This window comes from Streptomyces millisiae, assembly GCF_031845425.1.
Classification (GTDB): domain Bacteria; phylum Actinomycetota; class Actinomycetes; order Streptomycetales; family Streptomycetaceae; genus Streptomyces; species Streptomyces millisiae.
In genome coordinates, this window is sequence record NZ_JAVREM010000146.1 from 1 (window position 1) to 3,441 (window position 3,441).

General features: G+C 73.1%; 2 protein-coding genes and 1 pseudogene. 1 reads left to right on the forward strand and 2 read right to left on the reverse strand.

Annotation, left to right across the window (positions count from 1 at the left end; genetic code table 11):
- Positions 1-96: 96 nt before the first annotated feature.
- Together RNC47_RS35860 and RNC47_RS35865 are read right to left on the reverse strand one after the other, a co-directional pair.
- Positions 97-753: an HAD-IA family hydrolase gene (locus RNC47_RS35860; RefSeq protein ID WP_311605024.1), complete on the reverse strand. Its 657-nt coding sequence runs from the start codon at positions 751-753 to the stop codon at positions 97-99.
- 180 nt (positions 754-933) lie between these two features.
- Positions 934-2,979 carry an MDR family MFS transporter gene (locus RNC47_RS35865; protein WP_311605026.1) on the reverse strand — a complete coding sequence of 682 codons (2,046 nt, stop codon included), beginning with the start codon at positions 2,977-2,979 and terminating at the stop codon, positions 934-936.
- A gap of 178 nt (positions 2,980-3,157) precedes the next feature.
- Here RNC47_RS35865 and RNC47_RS35870 point away from each other — a divergent pair.
- Positions 3,158-3,441, forward strand: a pseudogene (locus RNC47_RS35870) (hypothetical protein); the annotation flags it as partial.

Below are 3,441 nucleotides of genomic sequence, written 5' to 3' on the forward strand. Positions count from 1 at the left end.
ACGCGGGAAAGGGCGGGTGGGTGGGGGACAGAACCCCGCGCGCAGCGCGGCGGCCGGCCCCCGCGCAGCGGGATGGGCGGAGCGCCGGAAAACGGCTCAGCCCACGCGCAGCGTGAGGGCGCGGTCCGCCCCCGCCGTCAGCATGACATCCCGCAGCGTCGCGGCCCACGCCGTCGGCCCGTGCGTCGCGGCCGTCGCGCCGACGCCCACGACCCGCATGCCCGCGGCCCGCGCCGCCGCGATGCCGGCCGCGGAGTCCTCGAAGACGACGCAGTCGGCCGGCGCCACGCCCAGTTCGGCCGCGGCCTTGAGGAAGCCCTCCGGGTCCGGCTTGCTGGCGCTGACCGACTCCGCCGTGATCCTGATGTCCGGGATCCGCAGGCCGGCCGCCGTCATGCGGGCCGTGGCCAGCGGCACGTCGGCCGAGGTGACCAGCGCGTGGGGGAAGGGCTCGACGGCGGCCAGGAACTCCGCCGCGCCGGGGATCGGCACGATGTCGGCCACGTCGGCGGTCTCCTGTGCCAGCAGCCGGCGCGCGTCGGCGAGGTTGAGCTCGACGGGGCGGTCGGGGAGCAGCTCGGCCATGGTGGCGTGGCCCTGCCGGCCCGGCATGACCGCCAGCACGAGCTCCGGGTCGATGCCCGTCTCGACGGCCCAGCCCCGCCAGACGCGTTCCACGGCGGCCGCCGAGTCGACCAGGGTGCCGTCCATGTCCAGGAGCAGGGCGCGGGCGGTCAGGTTGACGGCGGGCATGGCGCGGTGCCTCCGGTGAGAAACGAGAAGGGGATGGGCGAGAGAGCCAGTGGCTCCGCCCGGGTGGTCGGGGAAGCGGGCGGAACCACTTTGTTTGACCACGGTACAAAACGAGGGTCACATCGCGCCAGCCCCCCTCCCCGTTCTTGGCCCTCCGTTCCACCCCGCGTCGTCAGCCGATCACTCGCGTTCCACCTCCCGCGGGGCGCGCGGCCCGGTGCCGAGCTCGGCGCTCAGTTCCCGTACCAGGTCGACGAGGTCGCGCGGCCGCTCCGGGCCCCACCAGTCGCCGAGCAGCGCGGCCAGCTCCTCCTCGCGTTGGTGCGCCAGGCGTTCGGTGAGCTCGCGCCCGCGGTCCGTGGCCCGCAGCGAGAGGCCGTCCCGGCGGGCCAGACCGCGTTCCTCCAGTTGGCGGGCGGCGGGGGCCATGACCGTGATCGGCAGCGAGATCCGCTCGGCGAGCAGCGCCGGCTGGACCGCCCCGTCCTGGCGGATCCGCAGCAGCAGCCAGCAGGCGGCCGGCAGCAGGTCGACGCCGGCGCGTTCGGTGATCCTCGCGTACAGGTCGTGCCGCCCGGCGCGGGTGCCGAGCAGCGAGAGGGCCCGCGCGCACTCGTCGTGGGACGAGCGCACCACGGGCGTCGGCGGCACCGTCTCGCTGGCGTCCGGGGCCCGTACGCTGCCGCGCAACGGGTCCTCACGCACCGCCCACGCCAGCAGGTGGGCGACGACCACCACCGGCACCGCGTAGAGGAAGACGTCGGTGATCGCGTCCGCGTAGGAGTCGAGCACCCGGCCCCTGAGCGGTGCGGGCAGCGTGCCGATGCCGCGCGGGTCGTGCTCCAGCGAGTCGACGCTCACGCCGGGCGGCAGCGAGGCGCCGCGCAGCGCGTCGTCGAGCCCGTCCCGCAGCCGGTTGGTGAAGATCGTGCCGAAGACCGCCACGCCGAAGGCGGCGCCGATGGAGCGGAAGAACGTGACCCCCGAGGTGGCCACGCCCAGGTCGCGGTAGTCGACGGCGTTCTGCACCGCCAGCACGAGCACCTGGAGCACCAGGCCGATGCCCGCGCCGAAGACGAAGAAGTACAGGTTCATGAGGAGGTCGCCGGTGTCCCTGGCGAGCAGGTGCAGCAGCACCAGGCCGACGACGGTGACGGCGGTGCCGAGCACCGGGTAGAGCTTCCAGCGGCCGGTGTGGCTGATCAGCTGCCCGGAGAGGGTGGACGCCAGCAGCAGGCCGATCACCATCGGCAGCAGGTGGACGCCGGAGAGCGTGGGGGAGACCCCGCGTACCACCTGGAGGAACGTCGGCAGGTAGGTCATCGCGCCGAACATGGCGAAGCCGATGACGAAGGCGACGGCGCTGCAGAGCGTGAAGGTGTGGTTGCCGAACAGGCCGAGCGGCAGCACGGGCTCCGCCGCCCGCCGCTCGACGAGGACGAAGCCGACCATGCCGCCGACCGCGGCGACCGCGAGCAGCAGGATCTGCCAGGAGCCCCAGGCCCAGGTGGTGCCGCCGAGCGAGGCGATGATCACCAGGGCGCCGGCCACGCCGGCGATCAGCGCGGTGCCCGCGTAGTCGATGACGTGCGGCACGCGGTGCACGGGAATGTGCAGCGTGGCGGCGATCACGAGCAGCGCGAAGACGCCGATCGGCAGGTTGATGTAGAAGACCCAGCGCCAGCTCAGGTGGTCGACGAAGAAGCCGCCGAGCAGCGGCCCCAGCACGCTGGTGGCGCCGAACACGGCGCCGAACACGGCGCCGAACACGCCCTGGTAGCGGCCGCGTTCCCGGGGCGGGACGAGGTCGCCGACGATCGCCATCGACAGCACGATCAGACCGCCGCCGCCGAGCCCCTGGAGAAAGCGGAAACCGATCAGCTCCGCCATGTTCTGGGCGATCCCGCACAGCGCCGAACCGATCAGAAAGATGACGATCGCGGTCTGGAACAGCTTTTTTCGGCCGTACTGGTCGCCGAGCTTCCCCCACAGCGGTGTGCCGGCCGTGGCCGCCAGGAGGTAGGCGGTGACGACCCAGGACAGGTGCTCGAGGCCGCCGAGTTCGCTGACGATGGTGGGCAGCGCCGTGGCGACGATGGTCTGGTCGAGGGCCGCGAGGAACAGCCCGAGCAGCAGCGCTCCGAGCGACAGCCACAGCGCGCCGGCGGCGTGTTCCTCGGACGCGGGTCCGGCGGCGGGTGCGGTCGGCGCCGGCCGAGTCGACATGGGCGCCTCCTCTCGACGAACGGGTTTCCCGCCGGGTGATCGCTTCGCAATGGGGTATGCGCGTTTCCATCGCTATTTTGTCCGCGTTTGCCTTGTCCGGCTTCTTGAGTGACCGAGCCCCGTCAGTGAGGGGGGTGGGGCATAATCGCTGCCAATCGAAACCGGGGAGGGGGGCGCGGTGACCGACCAGTTCGACTGCTTGATCTGTGGCCGTCCCGCGTTAGCGAACGGCGAGCCAGGCTGCGACTGCGTCACCCACTCGCTCTCCCGCCCCGTCCATCCGCCGGACTGGGAGCCCGACCCGGCCGACGTGGCCCGCTTCCCCCTCGAACCGACGCCCGCTCCCAGCACCCGGGTACGGTCGGTCCTCCCCGCCACCCCCACACCCACCCCCACCTCCGACCCGGCCCCGGCGGACGCGTTCCCGCACCACCTCCCTGACCAGGTGGGTCCGCGCCGCTC